Genomic DNA, 810 nt, shown 5'->3' with positions numbered 1-810 from the left:
TTTTGGTGATGGCGGCGGTGTTCCCGAGTTGGCGTGCGGCACGTTCCGGGTCGCCGGTCGCGTGGTCGATGGCGGTGCCGGCGCCGCGGCGAAAGGTGCGCAGGGTCATCCAGGCGAAGTTGTCGCCGCGGGCGGCGCGCCAGGCGCGGGCGAAGTTGTTGGGGTTGAGGAGGATCCGTTGCGGGCGGGGAAGAGCAAGCCGAGTGGGTGGGGAGTTCGGGTGCGTTCGAGGTCGGCGATGGCTTCGCGGATGGCTGTGATGGTGTGTGGGGGCAGCAGGATGCGGCGCCAGCTGTTGTCGGTTTGGGGATCGGTGCGCGCAGCCATCCGCCGGTGCCGGGGCGGGGGTCGGCTTGGAGGGTGCCGGTGACGTCCAGGTAGGGCTCGTCGGCGCCGAGGTTGATGTCTTCGAGCAGGAGGGCGAACAGCTCGTAGGGGCGTAGTCCGGTGCCGGAGAGGATGTCGACGACCCAGACGACGTTCCAGTCGCGGGCTGGTCCGCTGACGTAGGCGGGGGTGCCGGGTATTTCCTCACCGCGAGCCCATGCGCGTACCTGGGCGGAATGCGGGCAGCGCGGACATGTCGGCGATCTTGCCGCGGGCGGTTCGGCGGTTCTTGCGAAAGGAGTCGACGCCGTCGATGGGGTTGACCGGGATGACGTTGTGGAGGACGGCGATCTGCATCATGGCGCGAAGGATTGTCCTGTGCTGCTTGGCTTTGCGGCGGTACCCGAGGGCGACGATGTTCTCGAGGTGGCGGTCGAGTTCTCCGGCGGTGGCCTGCCAGATCTGGAGTCGCCCGATCGTGTT

General features: G+C 68.3%; 1 protein-coding gene. It reads right to left on the bottom strand.

All coding sequences use genetic code 11. The annotated features are described in order from the left end of the window. Nucleotides 1-531 precede the first annotated feature (531 nt). The coding region (locus ON36_RS28440) for a hypothetical protein (protein WP_043660078.1) at nt 532-810 on the bottom strand (279 nt) is incomplete at its 5' end.

Origin of the sequence: Nocardia thailandica NBRC 100428, from assembly GCF_000308795.1 — a bacterium.
Taxonomy (GTDB): Bacteria; Actinomycetota; Actinomycetes; order Mycobacteriales; family Mycobacteriaceae; genus Nocardia; species Nocardia thailandica.
This window is presented reverse-complemented; position numbering and strand designations above follow the sequence as displayed.